This is a genomic window from Vibrio sp. ZF 223 (assembly GCF_003050585.1).
Lineage (GTDB): Bacteria > Pseudomonadota > Gammaproteobacteria > Enterobacterales > Vibrionaceae > Vibrio > Vibrio crassostreae.
Map to the genome: position 1 here is coordinate 368,566 of NZ_PIGB01000001.1, position 22,039 is coordinate 390,604.

At 45.7% G+C, this 22,039-nt stretch carries 17 protein-coding genes; 6 read left to right on the plus strand and 11 right to left on the minus strand.

Annotated features, from left to right (window positions below; all coding sequences use genetic code 11):
* Window positions 1-4: 4 nt before the first annotated feature.
* The 7 genes from CWO13_RS01635 to xsc form a co-directional block, all read right to left on the minus strand.
* The gene (locus CWO13_RS01635; protein WP_017057942.1) at window positions 5-1,345 is read right to left on the minus strand and encodes a TRAP transporter large permease; all 1,341 of its coding nucleotides are present in this window, start codon (window positions 1,343-1,345) and stop codon (window positions 5-7) included.
* 37 nt (window positions 1,346-1,382) lie between these two features.
* Window positions 1,383-1,925, minus strand: coding sequence for a TRAP transporter small permease (locus CWO13_RS01640; RefSeq protein WP_017097758.1), 543 nt, complete (start codon window positions 1,923-1,925; stop codon window positions 1,383-1,385).
* A 163-nt stretch (window positions 1,926-2,088) separates the two neighbouring features.
* Entirely contained in the window at window positions 2,089-3,090 is a 1,002-nt protein-coding gene (locus CWO13_RS01645) for a TRAP transporter substrate-binding protein (protein WP_048609745.1), read from the minus strand.
* A gap of 117 nt (window positions 3,091-3,207) precedes the next feature.
* Window positions 3,208-4,656, minus strand: coding sequence for an NAD(P)/FAD-dependent oxidoreductase (locus tag CWO13_RS01650; RefSeq protein ID WP_107898371.1), 1,449 nt, complete (start codon window positions 4,654-4,656; stop codon window positions 3,208-3,210).
* 48 nt (window positions 4,657-4,704) lie between these two features.
* Window positions 4,705-5,142: a nuclear transport factor 2 family protein gene (locus CWO13_RS01655; protein WP_102393921.1), complete on the minus strand. Its 438-nt coding sequence runs from the start codon at window positions 5,140-5,142 to the stop codon at window positions 4,705-4,707.
* A gap of 262 nt (window positions 5,143-5,404) precedes the next feature.
* Window positions 5,405-6,211, minus strand: a complete 807-nt coding sequence (locus tag CWO13_RS01660) for an FRG domain-containing protein (protein ID WP_102393922.1) — start codon at window positions 6,209-6,211, stop codon at window positions 5,405-5,407.
* Window positions 6,212-6,640: 429 nt separating this feature from the next.
* On the minus strand, window positions 6,641-8,452 hold the full coding sequence (gene xsc, locus CWO13_RS01665; RefSeq protein WP_017057935.1) for a sulfoacetaldehyde acetyltransferase: 1,812 nt from the start codon (window positions 8,450-8,452) through the stop codon (window positions 6,641-6,643).
* A gap of 264 nt (window positions 8,453-8,716) precedes the next feature.
* Between xsc and CWO13_RS01670 the strand changes: the two genes are divergently transcribed.
* Window positions 8,717-9,697 carry an AAA family ATPase gene (locus CWO13_RS01670; protein WP_102393923.1) on the plus strand — a complete coding sequence of 327 codons (981 nt, stop codon included), beginning with the start codon at window positions 8,717-8,719 and terminating at the stop codon, window positions 9,695-9,697.
* 3 nt (window positions 9,698-9,700) lie between these two features.
* Window positions 9,701-11,419 carry a cobaltochelatase CobT-related protein gene (locus tag CWO13_RS01675; protein WP_108082419.1) on the plus strand — a complete coding sequence of 573 codons (1,719 nt, stop codon included), beginning with the start codon at window positions 9,701-9,703 and terminating at the stop codon, window positions 11,417-11,419.
* Window positions 11,420-11,486: 67 nt separating this feature from the next.
* Here the strand turns inward: CWO13_RS01675 and CWO13_RS01680 are convergent, their stop codons facing one another.
* Both CWO13_RS01680 and pta read right to left on the minus strand, forming a co-directional pair.
* Complete coding sequence (locus CWO13_RS01680; protein ID WP_065676758.1) at window positions 11,487-12,254, minus strand: sulfite exporter TauE/SafE family protein; 768 nt, start codon at window positions 12,252-12,254, stop codon at window positions 11,487-11,489.
* A 56-nt stretch (window positions 12,255-12,310) separates the two neighbouring features.
* On the minus strand, window positions 12,311-13,411 hold the full coding sequence (pta, locus tag CWO13_RS01685; protein WP_102393925.1) for a phosphate acetyltransferase: 1,101 nt from the start codon (window positions 13,409-13,411) through the stop codon (window positions 12,311-12,313).
* Between the two features lie 155 nt (window positions 13,412-13,566).
* Here pta and CWO13_RS01690 point away from each other — a divergent pair, with 155 nt between their 5' ends.
* A complete protein-coding gene (locus CWO13_RS01690; protein WP_048661074.1) occupies window positions 13,567-14,355 on the plus strand; it encodes an IclR family transcriptional regulator in 789 nt (262 codons plus the stop codon).
* A 231-nt stretch (window positions 14,356-14,586) separates the two neighbouring features.
* Window positions 14,587-16,014: an NAD-dependent succinate-semialdehyde dehydrogenase gene (locus CWO13_RS01695; RefSeq protein ID WP_102529963.1), complete on the plus strand. Its 1,428-nt coding sequence runs from the start codon at window positions 14,587-14,589 to the stop codon at window positions 16,012-16,014.
* A 211-nt stretch (window positions 16,015-16,225) separates the two neighbouring features.
* On the opposite strand, the gene CWO13_RS01700 is transcribed toward CWO13_RS01695, so the two are convergent.
* Window positions 16,226-18,409: a malate synthase G gene (locus CWO13_RS01700; RefSeq protein ID WP_102529964.1), complete on the minus strand. Its 2,184-nt coding sequence runs from the start codon at window positions 18,407-18,409 to the stop codon at window positions 16,226-16,228.
* Between the two features lie 118 nt (window positions 18,410-18,527).
* Entirely contained in the window at window positions 18,528-19,481 is a 954-nt protein-coding gene (locus CWO13_RS01705) for a LysR family transcriptional regulator (protein WP_019825141.1), read from the minus strand.
* Window positions 19,482-19,611: 130 nt separating this feature from the next.
* Between CWO13_RS01705 and CWO13_RS01710 the strand changes: the two genes are divergently transcribed.
* Window positions 19,612-21,210, plus strand: coding sequence for an isocitrate lyase (locus CWO13_RS01710; protein WP_102432344.1), 1,599 nt, complete (start codon window positions 19,612-19,614; stop codon window positions 21,208-21,210).
* Between the two features lie 212 nt (window positions 21,211-21,422).
* A complete protein-coding gene (locus tag CWO13_RS01715) occupies window positions 21,423-22,001 on the plus strand; it encodes a hypothetical protein (RefSeq protein WP_108082420.1) in 579 nt (192 codons plus the stop codon).
* Window positions 22,002-22,039: the final 38 nt, after the last annotated feature.

The window sequence follows — 22,039 nt, forward strand, 5'->3', positions numbered from 1 at the left end:
TCTCCTAATAGCCGACTAAGGACGGTAGCCAAAGCGTAATTTGTGGGAAGAAAGCGATAACGAAAACACCCACAACAGAAGCAAGTACAAAGGGGTGGATCTTCGCGGTGATTTGCTCAACCGTTGAGCCCCCTATGCCCGAGGCGACAAAGATATTCTCTCCAAGTGGCGGCGTTGCAAAACCTATCGATAAGGTACACACCACCACAATTCCCACGTGAGTAGGATCAGCACCTAGCATGTACATGATTGGTAGTAACACTGGCACGATGATCATGATGGCCGCTAAGGTTTCCATGAACATGCCGATGAACAACAACAAGGTAATGGTTAGCGCCCACACCATGTACATGTTATCGGTGAAACTAAGTAGCGATTCCGCCACCACTACTGGGATCTTTTGCTCGATCAACAAACGTCCAAACACGGTAGCGGCAAAGAGGATCAACAACACACGCCCAGTGATCCATGTCGTGGTCGACAGAGATTTCATCACACTTTTAAACGACAGTTCTCGGTGAATGAAAAGCCCCACAAACAACGAATAGAATATCGCAACAACCGCTGATTCTGTTGGTGTGAACATGCCACTGTAGATACCGCCAAGAATTAAGAACGGCGCTAATATCGACCATAATCCGCGGCGCAAGTAGTGCCTTACATCGCCAAACGACCACGTTTCGGTCAGCCCTTTATAGCCTTCACGCTTAGCAATAAAATAGTTAGTGACTACTAGTGTCGACGCCATAATGAAACCCGGCACAACCCCAGCGACAAACAGTTTTGGAATCGATAAGGAAGCAAACTGGCCGTGTTGAGCAATGGCTTCTGGTGGCGCCATTAAGCCCATTGCCGAGATACCAAAGATAACCAAAGGAATGGATGGCGGGATGATAATGCCCAAGCCTCCGGATGCAGCCGTTACGGCCGAAGCGTAGCTCTTATCGTAATCACGTTTAACCATCGCAGGCACCATTAACATGCCTACTGCTGCGGTGGTTGCCGGACCTGAACCCGAGATAGCACCAAAGAAAAGACACGCCATTACTGTTGCCGCACCAAGGCCGCCTGTTACGGGACCAGCTAAGCTTTCTGCGATATCCACCAGACGTTTGGAGATACCCGCCGCCTCCATTAATGCACCCGCAAGAACAAAGGCTGGCAGCGCCATTAATGGGAAGTTGCCCACCGAGGTAAACGCGATTTGTACTAAGGCGATGGGATTTTTATCGAGCAACATATAGGCCGCCATCGAAGCGCCGGCCAGTGATACTGTGATTGGTGCGCCTAGGATTAACAGCGTTAAAAAGCCACCAAATAAAATTAGAGTTAAATAGGATTCCATTATTACATCTCTCTATTACGACTATTCTCTGTGATGACTATTGCGCGGACTTTTGTGCCGTCATTTTGCGCAGCTCTTTGACTTCTGGATCTTCGTTGGTTGCGCCTTTAAATAAACGCTCATAGTTGTTCCAGATAATTCGAATCATCATCAGTGAAAACGCGATAGGTAAAATCATGTAGAAGTACTTCATCGGGATACCTGTGGTTTGAGACTTCCAAAACAGATTCATTTTGTTGAACACGAAGTCGTAGCTGAGGTAAACGAAGTAGCCGTTGAAACAGAGCCATAGGAAGTCAGCGATGGTTTCACTCACGGTCTGCACGATTGGCGGAAAGAATTTAAAGTGAAAGCTCACTCGGTTGTGCGCCGACATCTTGGCCGCAACAACAGCCCCTAGATAGGCAAACCAAACGAACATGTAGGTCGCCACTTCATCACCCCAAGGGATAGAGTAATCAAAAAACTGACGAGTAATAATTTGTGTAAACAGCAATAGGACAAAGCTTGCAAGCAACAAACAACAGGTATATTCCTCAATGTTGTTCAGGTGTTTTTTTATTGTTTTAGCGACTGACATATAACCTCCAATGTTGATTTTCACATGACAACCAGTCGCTCACGGTCCTAAAAGATCAGGTACAGAACAGATCAACGAGTACAGCCATGTAAATGCCCTATCTCACTGTTCTACCGCTAGGTGATTAAGTAGCGGAGAACAGCAGATAGGGCGAATCTAATCGTTACTTTCTACCTAGTAACTCAAGAACGTCGTCTAGCTTGTCTTTACCCCCAATGCTTGAGTAGAACTTAGGCCAAACTGACTTAGTCACTTTGTTGATCCACTCTTGCTCGTTGTCTGCTGGGTCTGTGAATACCATGCCTTTCGCTTGTAGCTCTTCGCGAATCTTGTTTTCCGTATTTTCTAGATAAGCAAAGCTGTGCTCTGTTGCTTCCTGACCCGCTTCAAGAATGATTTTTTGCATTTCAGGTGTCTGTTGTTGGAAGACCGTTTCACTCACGATTAGAGGTTCTAGAGAGAAAATGTAGCGAATGTTGGTCACGTACTTTTGCACTTCGTTGAATTTCATCGCGTGGACTGTGATGTAAGGGTTATCTTGACCATCTACCACACCTTGTTGCAGGCCGGTGAAAGTCTCAGACCATGCCATTGGTGTTGGGTTTACACCCCATGCTTGATAAGAAGCAATCATGATTTCGTTACGAGGAACACGAATCACTAGCCCTTTCAAATCCTCTGGTGAAGCGACGGGCTTTTTCGAGTTAGTCAAAACCCTAAAGCCAGAATAAGCCCAACCGACAATACGAACACCAGCATCACGAATCGTGTTATCGACTAAGTCTTGACCTACTTGCCCTTGAGTCAGTAGTACCGCTTCTTCTGCGCTTTGAATCACATAGGGCATGGTCAATAGACCAACAGTTGGAGAGAAAGGCGTCACGTTGTTAATCGCCAGTACAGAGAAGTCGAGAAGACCTATTGCAGCATCGTTTACGGTGTCTTGCTCATTGCCTAATTGGCCGTTCGGAAACAGATCGATTTTCACTTTACCGTCTGTTTTTTGCTCCATCAGTTCAGAGAATGAGGTCGCTAATTCCCACTGCGTACCACCAGCAGCATCGCCGATAGCCATTTTAAAATTCGCTGCTGCCGCGGTATGAGATAACACCGCTGTTGCTACAATAGTGACACCAGCAATAATTTTATTTTTAATCAATTTCATAGTCTTAACCTTTCCTATCATACAGACTTCCTGCCTGTACTTTGCTCACAAGGTGACCTGGTACAACTTTCCTGGTCGTAGTTCTATTTCCCTATTTTGGAAACAATGTTCGGGTAGTTACAGCCTTTCATCCTTTAACGAATACCACTGATAAAGGAACCGCTGCCCCATTCTTCGAAACGGTGCAAACATCTCTGATTCCACCACTTCCCTTACGTTGGGGAACGGAAGTTTTGATTCAAATATTGGTAGGTCGAGCTTGTGACCTTCACCTGCGATCCACTGAGCAAGGCGTTTACCTGCTTGAGCGGAATACATCACGCCATTGCCGCCATAACCCAGCGCGTAGAAAATCGATTGCTTTGGATTCGGCTGATAGATTCTCGGCATCATGTCGTGGCTAACATCCACCCAACCCCACCATGAATAATCGATTTTTATCTGATCGAGAGACGGGAATTTTCGAGTAAGATCCGCTCTCAGCATGTCTTCATATTTCTTTTCAGGCGCGTTCTTGCCACTGATGGCACTGCGTGTACCAATCTGTACTCGGTTATCCGGTAACAAACGGTAGTAGTGGCGCAGAATTCGAGTATCAGTAATCACTTGATTGGTTTTGAAGTTACACGCAGCGATCTCGTCTTGAGTTAAAGGACGTGTCACCATCGAGTTAGAAAGCACTGGCAGAAGGCGATTCTTAAGCTCGGAATGCAAACCTTGGCTGGTATACCCACCCGTACAAACACCGACAGAACGCGCCTTCACCAAACCACCTGGCGTTTTCAGGTAATGCACACCGCCACGAGTTTCCCAACCCATAACTGGGCTCGACGGGTGAACTTTCACGCCGAGAGCTCGCGCCTTTCTTAGGTAACCAAACGCCAGTTTCCCTGCATGAATACCAATCCCTTCGGGTTCATGCATCGCGCCAGCCGCTTCTTGGTCGCCAACGTAATCACGCTTTACGGTTTCCGCATCTAAGATCTGCGCATCGTAATCGAACGTGTCACGCAGCAACTTGGCTTCTTTCTCGAGTGTTGACATCACTTTTGGACGATGAGCCACATATAAGTGGCCGCCCGGTTGTGGGTCACAATCGATGTCTTTGATCAGTGACTTGAACGTTTCCATGCCATCCACACACTCGCGGTGCATTTTTAGCGCGGTTTCTAGGCCCCAACGTTCAATCCACTGAGAACGCTTCAAACGCCCAGAAGCACACTGTGCTTGGCCACCATTTCGGGTACTGCAGCCCCAACTCATACGGTTAGCTTCAATCACAGTCGCTTTAATGCCGTACATTTCAGCAAGGTGTATCGCGGTACTTAGGCCTGTGTAGCCTGAACCGATAATAGCCACATCGACATCCATGTCTGACGTGATTGGGCCATCATCTTCAGGTGGTGCGCCTGCGGTATCTACCCAATAAGTCGGGGCATATTCCTTACCGTGACCTGGGCTCTTGTCTTTAAGTGGATCGTATTTTGGATCGTATTTGTCTTTTGCTTGGGTGCTTTTCACCTTTGGCGGCACATCGGCTGCCGGTTGTTCCATTACTAAACTCATAATTCGACTCTCCTAGTCATAACACGTGAACGGGTTGCGATTTCGTGTCTAGCTCTTGGGAGTATTGCTGGGAGTCAAAAGAGGTCGTGTTTTACGGAAGGCATTTTTTACGCTGATTTTTCCGTCTTTCAGGGTAAACACATCAACCATACGAGCTTCGATGACGCTGCCATCCGGGTTCGTCGCAGAAAACGTTGATTCACTCACAGCACGGTCACCGCATACAAAGTGGACAGGGTCGCTCCAAGCCGCATCTGGAAAGTTCTGCCAAACCAATTCAAAGCTATTTCGAACCGCTTCGTACCCTTCGATAGTGTTTCCAAGCAAGCCTTCTCCTGCCACCGTGTGGAATACACAGTCTTCTGTCATGAAAGACATGAGTGCTTCAATATCATGGTTATTCCACGCATCACTGAAAGACTGTAAAAAGGCGGTATCGACTTGGTTTTCCAGCACGAATGTCGCCGCATTGGTTTGCATATTCATATTCCAGAATCCTTTATGTTTTCGTTATTGGTTTAAATTTCAGTAGCTTTGCGCCACTTTTTTATTAGAGTGTTTAAACTAGACTTGTGAAAATTTAACAACTTGATAACAAGGTTCATCACTCTAACTTCGAGTTAGGTTATAAACAATCTCTAAGCTCACAGATTTCATCTTTTTATAAATCAATTAGTGTTCTAATTTTATTTAATCAACTTTTCACTGACGAAATAAGAGGTATAATTAAATTAGAACGTGTTAGCCTTTAGTCGAAATCAAAGTCTTGATGATACTTTCGACCATACTGTTCAAGTTGACGATCATGAGTATTAACTTGCAATTCAATATTGCCGTCACCTTTATTTATGACTTGGTTGTTATCTGCATGTGCTTCGTTTTTTAAATCCGTTAGTTTCTCTTCGACATACTCTGTCGGTTCATTTAAAACATTCATGGATATTAACTCCTTTATCAGGTTTACTTTCACTGATGGAAGAATATGAACGGACACTAGACCGTTTGAATATTCTTTCTCATCGTACAAAGGCTGAATGGCATCATTGCCACCTTCCTTAAATGGGTGAATGGAATACCACTTGTCCTTGCGTGGCTCTTGCTGATCGCAATCCGCCACATTAAATATCTGAGTTTTGTTGAGATCACACGGCGAGCTAAAAACAATAACCCGATGATAATCAATAGCTTTAATTATATTTATGCAGTCTTTACTTTGGCTGTGACACACCGACCAAAGCGCATTTAACAGGTTATCGGTCCATTCCAGTAAACGGGTGGGAAAGCCCTGCTTCTTGGCTAAACACATCAATAACCAGTCATTTATGTCGTGTGAGTTCAGCGAGTGACCACCGTAAACTCTCACAGTTGAAAGCAACTCTTGTTCGACACGGCGTATGTTCTTACGATTGGAACGGCCTAAACTTGGCATTAGATTATTATTTTCATAATCACACACGTTATACATCAAACCAAGTTGGTCACTGCATTCAGTCATTAATGAATCAATTATTTCATACAGTTCTTCGAGTGTGCTGATATAACGTTTATTGTTCATATTTGATTCCAACCACTCGATAATATAAATAACTAAATTGAAATTTATTCGTTAAAAACTGACATATAATAAAACACACATACTAAAGTCTAAGAACTCTATCGACTTATCGATAATTACTATTTAAAAGTTACTCATAATAATTATTAATAAGTCTCTATTACTGAAACCGCGCACCTATTCTTCTTGGTTGTTTCATTAGGGCTCTAATATTTATAGCGAAATAATAGAAATATATGACCCAATACTTAGATATCAGTACTATTAAGAATCTTTGAAAACAACTCGCTCGTTGAGCCATTCTGTTTCATCATCCAATTTGCAATTAATCGCTAGTTTTGAATCCTAATTTGTTTGCCCGACCACATTCTCGATAACGCTTTATCTAGCGTTCATGAGACTGTTTTGGCCGGGCAAACTTCCTATGACTTATACGTAGTCTTTGTACTTATCTAGGAAACGAACCGGCGTTGATAGTGCATCTCGGCGGAACGGGTCGCCCAATTCCTGAGTACACATGATTTCAATGATGGTTGTTTTGCCTTCGTTCATTTGCATGTCGATGGCTTTCTGTAGAGTTGGACCTACATCTTCTAGCTTATCAACCGTGATACCTTCAGCGCCCATTGCTCGTGCGATTTCCGCAAAGCTTTGGTTGTCCAGTTCACCAGCAACAAAGCGTCGGTTGTAGAAGTCGACTTGATTCTTCTTCTCTGCACCCCATTGACGGTTGTGGAATACCACGGCTGTCACAGGAATGTTATGACGAACACATGTCATGGTCTCCATCAAGCTCATGCCCCATGCGCCGTCACCTGCATAGGAGATAGCTGGACGATGAGGTGCCGCTGCTTTCGCACCAATGATGGTCGGGAACGCATAACCACAGTTACCGAAACTCATTGCAGCAAAGAAGCTACGTGGTTTTTCAAAGCGTAAGTAGCTGTTTGCCACTGAGTTGATGTTACCGATGTCCGTCGAGACCATTACGTCTTCAGGCATCGCTTTTTCTAGCTCACGCAATACTTGGCGTGGGTGTAGATATTCGCCACCAGAGAACGGAGTCTCGTGAGAGTTTTCTTCAATCATATCCAAGCTGAACGAGTCACGTTCGTGTGTCCACTCATCAAGCTCTTTTTCCCACAGTGCTTTCTCTGTTGCTACTGTATCTTGACGAGCGCCTTTATTGTCATCACACAACAGTGCACGGCCTTCCAATCTTTCAGATAGAGCAACCGCAGCTGCTTTCGCATCGCCACAGATACCAACAGAGATCTTCTTAACGAGGCCAAGCATCTTGTTGTCGGCGTCAATCTGAATGATTTTCGCGTTCTTCGGCCAGTAGTCCATGCCATGTTGAGGCAAGGTACCAAATGGACCAAGACGTGTACCCAAAGCGATAACCACATCCGCTTGAGCCATCAATTTCATTGCTGCTTTCGAACCTTGGTAGCCTAAAGGACCACACCATAATGGGTGACTCGCAGGGAAAGAGTCATTATGTAGGTAGCTGTTCACTACGGGTGCGCCTAGTCTTTCCGCCAACGCTGCACACTCTTGAACTGCATCTGCCATTACCACGCCGCCACCAGAAATGATGACTGGGAATTTCGCTTCAGCAATCAGGTCTGCCGCTTCATTTAGAGATTTCTCACCACCTGGACCACGGTCTAAACGCGCAGGTTTAGGGATCTCGGTTTGAGTTTCACCGTAGAAGTAGTCACGAGGAATATTCAGTTGAGTCGGACCCATTTCACTCATCGCGCGGTCAAAACATCGACCCGTGTATTCCGCCATACGGTCTGGGTGCGTTACGTGTCCTTGATACTTAGTGAACTCTTGGAACATTGGAAGCTGGTTACACTCTTGGAAACCACCTAAGCCCATTGTTTTAGTGCCTGTCTCTGGCGTCACAATTACGACCGGGCTATGTGCCCAGAACGCCGCTGCAATCGCAGTCACACAGTTACTAATACCCGGGCCATTTTGCCCGATAACCACGCCATGGCGACCAGATACACGAGAGTAACCATCTGCCATGTGAGCAGCACCTTGCTCGTGTACCACTGGGACCAATCGAATGCCAGCAGGAGCAAAGATATCCATTGCGTCCATAAATGCTGACCCCATGATGCCGAACATGTCGGTAACATCATTAGCAACCATAGTTTCAACGAACGCTTCTGATGGTGTCATTGTTACTGTGCCGGAAACAACCGTACGTTTTTCTTGCTCACTCATTCTTCCATTCTCCTTGAGTTAACCAAAATTTCATTTTTCGGAATGAATTGTCTCTTTTTCGAATTCACTTTCACCTTAGTAGTAGATTTTTTGCGCGTCAACTTTTTATATTAAATTGGAACAATTCATTCTAATTAATAAAACTGGATCACATTATTGATAGTTTTTCGTACAAAAAGTGCCGTTAACTTAGAGTGAGCTGTTAATAATCGATGACATATCGCCCATCGAGGCAGTCATGGAAGCTATTGAGAGGGAAGAAAAATGAATGATGCGGAATTGATACCAACGCAACCAGTAAGTGTGAGAGAGTGTTTTGGCATCGACAGTAACCTAACCGTATTGGGGTTTGAACATGCTGGCGAGTATGTACCCAAGGTCGATCCTAACTACTGTTTTGATCCGGAAGTAACACTAGCGATATTGGCGGGTTTCACCTCTAATCGCCGCACGTTGATACAAGGTACACACGGAACAGGCAAGTCTTCCCACATTGAACAAATTGCTGCGAGATTGAACTGGCCGTGTTTGAGGATCAACCTAGACGGACACTTAAGCCGATTGGATTTCATAGGAAAGGACAGCATCGTCATTAAAGATGGAATGCAGGTGACAGAGTTTAAAGAAGGCATTCTTCCGCAAAGTATCCAGCAACCCATCGCTCTGGTATTAGACGAATACGATGCAGGACGACCTGATGTAATGTTTGTGATTCAACAACTCTTAGAGCAAGACGGCAAATACACCTCTTTGGAGCAAAACCGAGTGATCACGCCTCACCCTTCTTTTCGCCTATTTGCAACCTGTAACACACTGGGGTTGGGTAATTTCTCGGGGTTGTATTCCGGTACTCAGGTTCTTAACCATAGCCAGCTTGACCGATGGAACATCATCGCCACGCTTAACTATTTAGATCCGCAACATGAAACTAAGATCGTGTTATCCAAGCGCCCAGAGCTGAACAATGAAAGTGGTCAGCAGTTGGTTGAGAAAATGATCGCAACCGCTGGTTTAACGCGAAATGGTTTTAGAGCGGGCGATCTGTCAACGGTAATGTCTCCGAGAACCGTGATTACATGGGCTGAAAACATTCGAATATTCGATAACGTAGCGACTGCATTTAGGCTTTCATTCCTCAACCGTTGTGAAGATGAAGAGAAAGAGCTGGTGAGCGAATATTATTTCCGCTGCTTTGGTGAGGCGCTAGAAATGCCTACTCAGAGTTATGCGCAGTCGGAGCCGTAAACCATGGCCAATGTTTCTTCTCAGCAGAAAAAGCTCCTCGACCTTGGTGTGTCTGTCGCTAGAGCGATCAGTGGTGAGCTGGACCTGAATTATCGGGGAGAGCGTCTCTATAACGGCAATAGCCCCTGCTATTATCAGTCTGCACATACTAACGATCTCACCTTTGTTTCTCGCCATGAGTTGAAAAACAGCAAGCTTTCGATGCAAGGCAAGATCGATTCATCGGCACTACGACTATTGCTTTCAGACACTGACCTCCATTATTCATTGCGACCGAAAAACGAAGTCGAACGTCTGCTTTACGACTTCTGCGAACAGGTACGGATTGAATCTCAAGTCCCGCCTTATCTAAAAGGCGTGACCACTAGCATCCAATTCAACTTTGCGTATTGGAGCGATCAGTACCATCAAAATGGCTTTACTGAATCACGAATTGGGATGTTACTGTTCACGCTGATGCAAATCATCCACACCCGCTTAACCAGTGTCCCAGTTTCGGAACTAATTGCCGAAACCATTGAATCGACACGTGCGGGCATCGTGTCTATTTTCGGAAGCAGCCTAAAGCGCTTAAAGGAACATCGAGCCGACCAGCTACAGTTTGCTCACTGCGCCAATGAACTGGCCTCTTTAGCGCAAGAACTCATCAACCAAGAACAAGAGAGTAACAACTCGCCGACACCTACCGTTGAAGCAGACATCAAGATCCTCGCGCAACTGGCACTTATCGTTGATGGTGACATTCAAGATGAAGACATCGATGCCGACATCACAGGCAGTAGCAAGGTGTTTGAACTGTCGGGCGCCAATTATCAGGTCTTTAATTCAGAATTTGATCAAGTCATCGCGGCAGACAAACTCGTCAGGCGCGCCCTATTACTCGAACTGAGACAAAGGCTCACCGATGACATCATGGCGAGACAAGTCAACACTCGCCGTTTAGCCGCGATGCTCACTCGCTTTGTTGCCACACCACAGAAGAATCGACGTCAGGACCATTTAGAAGAAGGCATTGTTAACGCCACCACCATCACCAAGCTCATCACTTCGCCATTGGATCGCACTGTCTTTTATCAGCCAGAGGTTGGCGCATCTCATCAATGTGCCATCACGTTTTTGATGGATTGCTCAGGTTCAATGCAAAAGCACAGTCACAAGTTAAGCTTGTTGATGGATACCATTCTCAAATCCGTTGGACTGGCTAACATCCCTTTCGAGATTATTGGCTTTACGACCAATAACTGGAACGGGGGTAAGGTCTATCGACAGTGGCTTAAACAAGGTCAACCAAAGCACCCAGGCCGCTTAAACGAAGTTCGTCATATTGTATTCAAGGATTTTGATACGCATTGGAGACGTGCTCGCCTTGGCATTGCTAGCCTTCGTAAAGCCGACATATTCAAAGAAGGGGTTGATGGCGAAGCGGTTCAGTTCGCTAGCCAACGATTGCAGCAGCACACCGCCCAACGAAAGGTTTTGATTGTGTTTTCAGACGGCTGCCCGATGGATACCGCCACCAGCACAGCCAATGATCAGTTCTATTTGGACAACCATCTCAAACAAGTGATTGAGCGCGAGTCGATCAAAAACAGTATCGAAATTCATGGCGTGGGAATGGGCGTCGATTTAAGCCCGTACTACCGCAGTAACATCACTTTAGATGTCCAGGAGAGTTGCTTGTTTGGGTTATCTAGGAGCATCTTTGAGATATTGAAGCGTTAAGAGATGTAAACCGTGAGCAGTGACGTACCGGCTAGCAAACCGCTAGCCTCCTTTGTCGAAAGTGGTTTTACGAAGAGCCAAACAACGACCATGCAGAGACAGCCATCAAATACCCACCAATCAACATCAACACCATAAATACCAGCTTTCTGAGTTGGTCATTCGAAAGCGGTGGGGGAAAGCGCCGAGCAAACATAGTAACAAGCGCTACCAAGGGAACAGCAATAGCGGATAACCACAATATGCTCGCTTCCATGTCACCTGCTGCGTAGACATTGACGGTACGGGACATCGACGTACAAGCGAACACCATCAGCAATGTACTTCGTACCAGATCGAGTGTAAAAGGCTGCCGATAAAGGTGATAAACAATCGGTGGCCCCGCCATCCCAAACAACCCGCCCGCTAAACCAGAACTAAAGCCAGACACCAAGAAGGATACCGTGGCCGAGCGGTCTTTTCTGGTTTTAGGTTTGAACATAAAGCTCAGACCTGCGAATAACACCATTGCCCCCAATAGCCCTCGCAGGATATGCGTCGCCGACTCACTCAACTCGTCCAGTAAAAACACTCCCAGCGACACGCCGGGGATAATACCGATCACTAACACCACCAGAATTTTGAGTTCCCCAAGCAGAGGCTTGCCCATCAACGCGACCACACAATTAAACAAAGTCACAATGCTAACCACGGCAGCAATTACGGGCAACGAAACCAAATTAAGGCTGACCGTTAGACCAATCACGATAATGCCAAGCCCAAACCCTGTGACGGTTTGGAAATAGGTACCGACCGCAATGGTGGCAAGAATGGCGAGTAAAACAGGTAACTCCATTAGCAATCCTAATTAGGTGTTTTTACTTAGTGTGAGTGCGGGCTTTAAGTTTGAGCCTAGTACCTAAACTCAAATTCCGATTCAGCTCTTTCTTTAGCTTTTTGATCTTCTGGAGCTTCTTGAGCATCAGCGTCAACATCCGTCGTTGCATTTGCAGTTTTGCCTTGTTGTGCTTGCACAGCAGTCACCGCGATTACATTAAAGATATCTTCGGCACTACAACCTCTGGATAGGTCATTGGCTGGTTGATTCAACCCTTGCAACAAAGGACCAATCGCGACCGCGCCTCCTAGCCTTTCAGCAAGCTTGTAACCGATATTGCCAGCTTCTAAGTTTGGGAATATCAGCACGTTAGATTCTCCTTTAACCTCGGAATCGGGCAACTTTTTCGCCGCAATTTCAGTGACAATCGCCGCGTCGAGTTGAACATCCTGATCAACCGCAATTCCGGGGCAACGTTGCTTCACTAACTGGGCGGCATTACGCACCTTATCGACCGATTCATGCTTGGCACTGCCATTGGTAGAAAACGACAGCATTGCCACTTTAGGTTCTTCCATTAACAGCGTTTGAGCACTATTTGATGCGGCCACTGCTATCGATGCAAGCTCGGTTTCATTGGGGTTAATCACCAAACCACAATCACTGAAAATCATGCCACCTTTGAGATTGTGGAAAGGCTCGCACAACATCATTAAAAAGAAGCTCGATACCAACTCGCTGTCTGGTGCTGGCCCAATGATCTGCAGCGCAGCTCGCACCACATCTGACGTGGTATAAACCGCGCCATTAACCGTGCCGTCGACCAGCCCTTCTCTCACCATCAAATTGGCAAAAATCAGTGGGTCTGTAACCTTCTCCAATGCATCTTGATAAGTCATGCCTTTGGCTTTTCTGAGCTCATACAGACGTTCAGCCAACACGGCTTTAAGTGCCGATGTTTGTGGTGAAACAATATGAATGCCCGCGAGGTTAATATGATGCAACTGAGCGGCTTCGATAATCGCCTTTTCATCCCCTATTAGCGTGATATAAGCGAGTTGTTTATCTATCGCTAATCGTGCCGCTTTGAGTACACGAGGATCTTCAGCTTCGCTCAAAACCACACGCTTACGATCTAGGTGCGCCTTATCAATAATCCGTTCAATTGCTTTCATTTTTAAAATTCCATTTATTGAGATTAATCGTTCCATAATTTATATTTATATTATTGGAATAATAAAAAAGGTCAAATTTTATTCAGATAATTGAAGAATATTGATTTGGTATGTACACTCTTACACATAGACATATCGCAAGGATGAATCACTGTATGCAAACAGAAACACCACAAGTTCAAGGAGATACGCCCACTCTCCGACTTTTTGCACTATTAGAGGTGATAGCGCAAAAAGACGAGTTTATTTCCCTTCAAGGGCTCGTCGAAGAAACCGGACTGCCGAAACCCACTTTGCACCGTATGCTGCAACAATTAGAATCCGCAGGCATCATTCAAAGAGACGGTGACGAAAAGCATTACAGCTCTGGCATTCGACTCAGAAAGCTTGCTGAAAACCTGCTTTTGAATAGCACCATGCACAGCGCCCGACGCACGATTCTTGAAAATCTAAGAGCAGAAGTCGGTGAGAGTTGCAACCTGACGGCTCTTTCAAGTGGTGAAATCATCTATCTTGATCGTGCAGAAACCGAAGCACCACTTCGCTTCCACCTGCAACCCGGCTCTCGCGTTCCTGTGCACTGCTCTGCGACTGGCAAACTGTTTTTGGCTCACATGTCAAAATCACAACGCAGAAGACTGATCGAAAACGTGCCACTGACTCAGTACACAGTCAAAACCATCACCGACTACTCAGTGTTAGAGCAAGACATCGAAGAAGCTAAGATCCAAGGCTTTGCGATTGATGATGAAGAGTTTCTACCGGGTTTGGTGTGTATTGCGGTACTCATTCCATCGCCAACGGGCCAATCTAATCTCGGCTTAGCAATCCAAGCACCTGTGATTCGAGTAAAGCCGGACGAAGCGATCAAGTTCCTACCTGCTCTACAAAAAGCTGCAAAAGCGCTAGCGAAAATCGAAGCTGATAATTGGAGTCAGCAATAGACTTTTCTTAAAAGATTTCGAAGTCCATGACTTAGCTGAGCATGGATTTCGAAAACTCGAATTTAATAAACAATGATTTTGTATACCTTGCTTTGGTAAACAATGCTTTCACAAACAAGGACTTCAAAACTATCGAATTAACGACCACAATCTGCGACTAATGAACATTTGGTCAAAATGATCTGAACACTCACCAACCCGCATATCAGCAACACGTCTAAAGGAATCACGATGCTAAACATTAAGAACCAGCACTTACTCTCTTTTATGGTGACAGAAGCGAACAACGCAGTTGCAGTCACAAATCCAGCAACGGGTGAACTCATCGGACACGCACCGGTATCATCAGAAACAGAGCTAGCAAGCGCGATTAAACGAGCTCATGTAGCGCAGAAAGAGTGGGCAAAGGTTCCAGCTAAATCTCGCGCTGCGATACTGAAGGCTTGGCACCAGCTAATCATTGAGAATAAAGAAGACCTTGCTCGAATCATGACGATCGAACAGGGTAAACCGTTAGCAGAAGCGGCAGGTGAAGTGGTTTATGGTGCGAGCTTCATTGAGTGGTTCGCAGAAGAAGCCAAGCGCACTTATGGTGATTCCATTCCTAGCACAGTCGCAGGCAAACGCTTGGTAACTATCAAGCAACCTATAGGAGTCGCGTGTGCCATTACGCCATGGAACTTCCCTGTTGCAATGATCACTCGTAAAGCAGCGCCTGCATTAGCTGCCGGTTGTAGCTTTGTCGTGAAACCTTCAGATGAGACACCGCTTTCCGCATTTGCTGTGGTCGAACTGGCTTACCAAGCGGGTATTCCTAAGGATCTACTCCAAGTCGTATTAGGTGATAGCCCAGAACAGATTGGTGAGCTATTCACATCGCACCCATTAATCAAAAAGATCTCTTTTACAGGCTCTACCCGTGTCGGCAGTATTTTGATGGCTCAAGCCGCAAAAGGCATCAAGCGTACCTCTATGGAACTCGGCGGCAATGCACCTTTTATTGTGTTTGACGATGCAGACATCGACGCTGCGGTTCAAGGCGCAATGGTCTCGAAATTCCGCAATGCTGGCCAAACTTGTGTTTGTGCAAACCGATTCTATGTTCACAGTAAAGTGTACGATGAGTTCGTGGCTAAATTTGATCAAGCCGTTCAACAACTTAAGATTGGTAACGGCTTAGATGAAGGTGTAACCATAGGCCCTGTTGTCAGCCAAAATGCCAAGAACAACATCCAAGCATTAATAGACCGAGCGATTGAACAAGGAGCTGAGCCTGTTACTCCAATTAAGGATCTTGATGGGCTTTTCCTTCAGCCTGTCATTCTTAAAGATGTGAAACACAGTATGGACATTGTTCAACAAGAGATCTTTGGCCCAGTCGCACCTGTGATGAAATTCGACACTGATGAGGAACTCATCGACATGGCGAACGATACTATTTATGGTTTGGCGTCTTACTTCTACAGCCAGAATATCCACCGAGTGTGGAACATTGCAGAAGCGCTTGAGTACGGTATGGTCGGTATTAATGATGGCCTAATCTCAACCGAGGTAGCGCCTTTTGGTGGCGTAAAACAATCAGGTATTGGCCGTGAAGGTGCTAAAGAAGGCATCGATGAGTACATGGACATTAAATACTTATGTTTTGGTAGTAACTAGGATTTAGTAGCAATTAGGTTTCGGCGTTGACCAAGATTCAGAAGCACTTAAATCTTAGTGAGCACTAACCTGGCCCACTCTCCCCCCTTCCCACCACAAAAATGAATCAAAAAAAAGCCGCGCTATAAAAGCGCGGCACCTTGGGCTCGGTTAAAGGGGGTTTCTTTTTTTAGTATTTTACATTCTCTGTTTTTGTTATTCGGTTGCTTCGCTATTCCTGCGCTTTCAGCTTTAGACGCATCGCGTGCAGCACTGGCTCGGTATAACCACTCGGCTGAGCACAGCCTTCAAATACCAACTGGCAAGCTGCTGAAAACGCAATGCTGTTTTCAAAATCAGGCGCCATATTTTGGTAGCTTGGATCCCCTGCATTTTGTTCATCAACCACTGCTGCCATGCGCTTCATGGTTTTCATTACTTGGGCTTCCTCGCAAATGCCGTGACGTAACCAGTTAGCGATGTGTTGGCTTGAAATTCGCAGCGTTGCACGGTCTTCCATTAATCCCACATCGTTAATATCAGGCACTTTCGAACAACCTACGCCTTGGTCAATCCAACGAACTACGTAACCAAGAATACCTTGCGTATTATTGTCCAGTTCGTTTTGGATATCTTGAGCAGTCAGCTTTTGATTACCTAACAATGGGATAGTAAGAATATCGTCAACATTTGCTCTCACACGCTCACGAAGCTCTTTCTGACGGCTAGGAACACTCACCTTGTGATAGTGCAAGGCATGCAGAGTCGCCGCGGTTGGAGAAGGAACCCAAGCGGTATTCGCACCGGCTTGTGGGTGTCCAATTTTCGCGTCCATCATCTTGGCCATGTTATCTGGCTCTGGCCACATACCTTTACCAATCTGGGCTTTACCTTGCAGGCCACAAGCTAAGCCAAGATCAACGTTTTGATCTTCATATGCGCCAATCCATGTCATGGTTTTCAGCTGTGTTTTAGGAGCAAAAGGACCCGCTTCCATACTGGTGTGGATCTCATCACCCGTTCGATCTAGGAAACCTGTGTTGATGAACACAACACGGTCTTTGGCTGCGCGAATACACTCTTTCAAGTTCACAGAGGTACGACGCTCTTCGTCCATGATGCCAACTTTGATCGTGAAGCGATCTAAACCTAATGCATCCTCAATGCGACCAAACAGTTCATTGGTGAAAGCCACTTCTTCAGGGCCATGCATCTTAGGTTTAACAATATTGATGCTGTTCGCGGTCGAGTTTTGGTAAGGGCTATTACCCTTTAAATCGTGCATTGCGATAAGCGATGTCACCATGCCATCCATGATACCTTCAGGCACTTCATTACCTTCAGCATCAATAATTGCAGGGTTAGTCATTAGGTGGCCCACATTGCGTATGAACAACATGCTGCGACCTTTAAGCGAGATTTCCCCCCCCGTTACACTGGTGTATTGACGATCTGGGTTCAGGTTACGAACAATGGTCTTGCCATTTTTCTCTAGCGATTCTTGCAGATCACCCTTCATTAAGCCTAACCAGTTGCGGTAAGCCAATGCTTTGTCTTCACCGTCAACCGCAGCAACCGAATCTTCGCAATCCATAATCGTGGTCAGTGCCGATTCCACCAGTACATCTTTAATACCCGCCACATCGACGCTGCCAATCGGCGCACTCGGGTCGATTTGAATTTCGATATGAAGGTTATTGTGTTTAAGAAGAATGCACGAAGGTGAACTTGCGTCACCTTGATAGCCAATGAACTGGTTGCTATCTATGAGAGTGACTTCTTCACCGTTATCGAGTGTCGCTATCAGCTTATTGCCGACGCTAGCGTTACTGATGCTGTATTTGGTCACGTCTTTATGAGAGACACCGTTTAGTGGTGCAGCGTCATCAAGGAAACCTCGAGCGTAGCTCACCACTTTAGCACCGCGTACAGGGTTAAAGCTTCCGCCCTTTTCCGCGCCGTCACTTTCACTGATGACATCGGTTCCATAGAGCGCATCGTATAAACTACCCCAACGCGCGTTGGCCGCGTTAAGCGCAAAACGTGCATTCATAATAGGTACAACAAGCTGCGGACCCGCTTGTGTTGCAATTTCAGGCTCAACGCTGGCGGTCGTAACTTGAAAGTCATCGCCCTCAGCAACTAGGTAGCCAATCTGCTGTAAGAACTGTTTGTACTCGGCAGCATCTAGCGTTTGTCCCGCACGCTCTTGGTGCCAAACGTCAATTTGATGTTGAAGATCTTCACGCTTGATAAGTAAGGCACGGTTCTTTGGTGCCAGATCTTTAAGGATGGCTGCGAAAGATTGCCAAAAGTCCTCTGCGACAATGCCTGTTCCAGGAATGACCTGCTCATTAATTAATTGGTAGAGGGTGCTATCAATGCTCAAGCTTCCCTGTTGAATACGACTGCTCATAAAATCTCTCTCAAATTAACCGCTGACTACTAAATAAATTTACGTAACTGACGAAAATTTAGCTAATTTATGCCGCTTATATTGGATATTCACAAAAGAAATACCATAAAAAACTGTGTTATCCCGTCACACCACTTTCGATTTCATTGGCGACACTTTTGATCAAGCGACGCATCCACTGGTGGTCTGGATTGGTTTGTAACAAGGGGCTCCACGCCATCTTTACTTCAAAAGGTTCAATAGCAAATGGGGCTGGTTTGATTAACAAATTAGGGTTGTTGCGCTGCAATTGCGCCGCTTTAGTAGGAATAGTAAGGATCAAGTTCTTCTGTTGTGCGAAAAGAATCGCCGACAGGTAGTGTCGAGTAAATACCGTGATATTGCGGGTTTTACCAATGCGCATTAACGCTTCATCTATCCAACCGAGCTTTTGTGCTTCACTTGGGTTGATTCCCACTCCGGTTCCCATCCCCGTCTTACTTACCCAGATATGTTGCGCTTTTAAATAAGACAAAATATCAAAGTTATCGGCAATTGGATTATCACAGCTAAATAGGCAAGAGAACCCGTCGTGCCAAAGGCTCATCTGGTGAAACGACTGTGGGATGTCGTCAAAACGGTTGATGATTATATCAACAGTACCTTGCTCTACATCCTGATAACTCACGTCACTTGGCGTCATGATATCCAGTCGTATTTTCGGTGCGATCTCACTTAACCTTTTCAGAAGAGGTTGAATAATGGTCGATTCTGCATAGTCACTCGCCATGATGCGAAACACGCGTTCACTGTCTTCTGCATTAAACTCTGTGGTCGGCTGGAGTGTCTTTTCTACATTCGCCAAGATGTTTCTAATCAGCGGTTGCAACTTTTGCGCTCGCTCGGTCGGCACCATCCCTTCACTGGTTCTCACCAATAGTGGATCTTCAAACAGATCACGCAATCGGCGCAGTCCATTACTCATGGCTGGTTGAGTTATGCCTAATTGATTTGCCGCTCGTGTAACGTTTCTTTCACGTAGCAACATGTCTAAATACACAAGCAAATTAAGGTCTATACGAGCAATATTCATAAGAAAAATACCGAATATAATAACTATAAATTAACAAAATTATCACATGCATGGTTATTCTTTGTCCATAGCAAAGTTTTAATCCAAGCCAATTTGGCAACCATACCCCACGTGAAACTAAGGAATAGTTATGTCGCAAATTACACAAGATATCGAAATGATAGAAGTTGCAAAAAGCGCTGCAGGTGCTCCATGGGATGCAATCAATGCTGAATCTGCTGCTCGTATGCGAGCTCAAAACAAATTCAAAACAGGTCTAGATATCGCGCAATACACGGCAGATATCATGCGTGCGGATATGGAGGCTTACGATAAAGACAGCTCTCAATACACTCAGTCTTTAGGTTGCTGGCATGGTTTTATCGGTCAACAAAAGCTGATTTCTATTAAGAAGCACTTTGATGGCAAGACAGATCGCCGCTACCTATACCTTTCTGGTTGGATGGTTGCTGCACTTCGCTCAGACTTTGGTCCACTTCCAGACCAATCAATGCATGAAAAAACATCGGTTGCAGGCCTAGTAGAAGAACTATACACATTCCTGCGCCAAGCTGATGCACGTGAACTGGGTGGTTTATTCCGTGAGCTAGACGCTGCACGTGAAGCGGGCGATGTTAACCAACAAGACCTTATCCAAGACAAAATTGACAATCACGTAACACACGTGGTGCCAATCATTGCAGATATCGATGCAGGTTTCGGTAACGCAGAAGCGACCTACCTAATGGCTAAGCAGATGATTGAAGCGGGCGCATGTTGTCTACAAATTGAAAACCAAGTTGCCGATGAGAAGCAATGCGGTCACCAAGACGGCAAAGTAACGGTTCCACATGCTGACTTCCACGCAAAACTTCGCGCACTTCGTTACGCCTTCCTTGAACTAGGCATCGACAACGGCATCATTGTTGCTCGTACCGATTCACAAGGCGCTGGTTTAACAAAAGAAATCGCAGTAGTGAAAGAGCCTGGCGACCAAGGTGACATCTACAACTCATACCTAGATGTTGAAGAAATTGATGTTGCTGATATGGCTGAAGGCGATGTTTGCTTCAACCGTGACGGCAAACTAGTTCGACCTAAGCGTCTACCTTCAGGCCTATACCAATTCCGCGAAGGTACAGGTGAAGACCGCTGTGTATTCGACTGTATTGAAGCAATCAACGCAGGTGCTGACCTTCTTTGGATTGAGACTGAGAAACCACACATCGGTCAAATCAAAGAGATGATGGATGGCGTACGTGAAGTACACCCTAATGCGAAACTTGTTTACAACAACTCTCCATCATTCAACTGGACGCTAAACTTCCGTCAGCAAGCTTACGATGCGATGGTAGCAGAAGGTAAGGATGTATCAGCTTACGACCGTGCAAACCTAATGAGCGCGGAATACGACGAATCAGAACTGTCTGCAAGCGCTGACGAGAAGATTCGCACATTCCAAGCAGACGCGTCTCGTGAAGCGGGTATTTTCCACCACTTGATTACACTGCCTACTTACCACACTGCAGCGCTGTCTACTGACAACCTTGCGAAAGAGTACTTCGGCGACCAAGGCATGTTGGGCTACGTTGCGAACGTTCAACGTAAAGAAATCCGCCAAGGCATCGCATGTGTTAAACACCAAAACATGTCTGGTTCAGATATGGGTGATGACCACAAAGAGTACTTTGCTGGTGAGAACGCACTAAAAGCAGCAGGTGAAGCGAATACATCGAACCAATTTGATTAATCGCTAACACGAAAGCCTCCCTCGTCCTTCTCTCTTACTTAGGTAAGATCCGGGGGAAGGCTTTGAGATAAAGCTACTACTGCCAGCTTTATCTCAAAGCCTCAGATTTGTGTTCCACACCACGGTTAACCAAACAACTTCTGTTTAAGCTAACTGTATTCAAGTTTTTTGAGATTCCTGTTTGTTGATATTTCTTTTGATTGAGAGTGCCTATGACTTCAATACCTAAACACCTACAAGATGCAAAAACGCTGCTATCAGAAAATGGTTTCGCGACGGGTGATACTTGGTATCACGGTACATCTTCAGCTTTACTCGCTTCTATTCAAGGCCAAGGACTAAAGCGCTCTGGAGACAAAGCCCTCAACGAAGCGGCTTCAAAAACCATGGCGACCATCGGCAATAACTACACCGAATCGGTTGAACCAGTGTTTCTCACCCAGAGCAAAGAACTGGCGTATTACTGGGCGCAACAAACCGTTCGTGAGCGTAGTGTTCGTTTCGAAGGAGAAGAACAACCTATCGTGTTAGCGGTAAACCTGTCTGAAAAACAGCGTGCCAAAGTAAGACCGGACGTGGGTGCGATGAGCCTGTTAATGATGAGTGTGGGCGAGCATTTCATGACTCACATGGCTAAGGTTTATCAAGAAAACAACATCTCAGGCCCTGACATTGAACTTCGCACCGCTGATCGTATGGATTACTTAAACAAGCTGGGAATGGCTTATATTGATGAAGACATCAGCCGTGCTTGTGTTCAAGAGTTAGCTGCGCCCGAACTGGCCGATTAAAAGCGTTCAATAAATCAGTCTTCTTAAAAACCAAAACG